Source organism: Micromonospora sp. NPDC005163, from assembly GCF_053599835.1.
The window spans coordinates 1-1033 of sequence record NZ_JBSFYP010000173.1 but is presented as its reverse complement, the minus strand read 5'-3'; the positions used below and the strand labels follow the sequence as shown (position 1 = coordinate 1033).

Here is a 1033-nt window from a genome sequence, read left to right as displayed (position 1 = left end):
TGTCCCGTACCGGGTTTGATGGAGACATCGAAACCTGGGAGGAAACCAGCGATGCCCGCACCGAAGAAGTACAACGATGAGCTGCGTGAGCGTGCGACGCGGTTGGCCGTCGAGGCCCGCCGGGACCCGGCGTCCGCGGTCGGAGCGATCCGGCGGATCGCCGGTCAGCTCGGGGTTCATCCGGAGGCGTTGCGCACGTGGGTGAAGAAGGCCGAGACCGACGCCGGTGACCGGCCGGGCACCACCAGCAGCGACGCCGAACGCCTCGCAGTGTTGGAACGGGAGAATCGTGAGCTGCGGCGGGCGAATCAGATCCTGAAGTCCGCGGCGTCTTTCTTCGCGGCGGAGTTGGACCGTCCGTCGCGATGAAGGTCGACTTCGTCGACTCCCAGCGGGTCGAACACGGTGTCCAGCCGGTCCTGCAGGCGCTGCAAGACACGCCGGCACAGATCGCACCGTCGACCTACTACGCCGCCAAGACCCGCCCGGCCTCGGCCCGGTCGCGGCGCGATGAGGAGCTGACGGCGATGATCGAGCGGATCCACGCGGAGAACTACGGTGTCTACGGCGCTCGCAAGGTGTGGCACGAGCTGCGCCGACGCGGTGTGCGAGTGGCCCGGTGCACCGTGGAGCGGCTGATGCGTGAGTCCGGGCTGCGCGGGCTGCTGCGCGACAAGTCGCCGCGCACGACCCGGCCCGCAGCCGAGACCGGCCGCCCTGCTGACCTGGTCAAACGTGACTTCACCGCAGTGCGGCCGAACCACCTGTGGGTCGCCGACCTGACCTACGTGCGCACCAGCGTGGGCTGGGTGTACGCCGCGTTCGTCCTCGACGTGTACTCCCGCATGATCGTCGGCTGGCAGGTCGCCACGTCGCTCTACACGGATCTGGCTCTCGACGCGCTGAAGATGGCGATCTGGCGCCGCGAGAGTCAGGGTGCTGACCTGCGCAAACTGGTCCATCACTCGGACAGGGGAGTCCAGTATCGAGCGATTCGCTACAGCCAGCGGCTCGCCGAGGCCGGCGCTGTCGC

General features: G+C 68.3%; 2 protein-coding genes. Both read left to right on the top strand.

The window, feature by feature from the left end; translation table 11 throughout:
- Positions 1-51 precede the first annotated feature (51 nt).
- Positions 52-369 (top strand): transposase, encoded by a 318-nt coding sequence (locus tag ACWD6N_RS37795; RefSeq protein WP_450006778.1) that lies wholly within the window; start codon positions 52-54, stop codon positions 367-369.
- The coding region (locus ACWD6N_RS37790; protein WP_450006776.1) for an IS3 family transposase at positions 366-1033 on the top strand (668 nt) is incomplete at its 3' end. The genes ACWD6N_RS37795 and ACWD6N_RS37790, both read left to right, overlap by 4 nt.

What these genes read in the sequence shown, in the direction of transcription:
- ACWD6N_RS37795 (WP_450006778.1), top strand. Translation starts at nt 52, where the DNA reads ATGCCCGCACCGAAGAAGTACAACGATGAGCTGCGTGAGCGTGCGACG.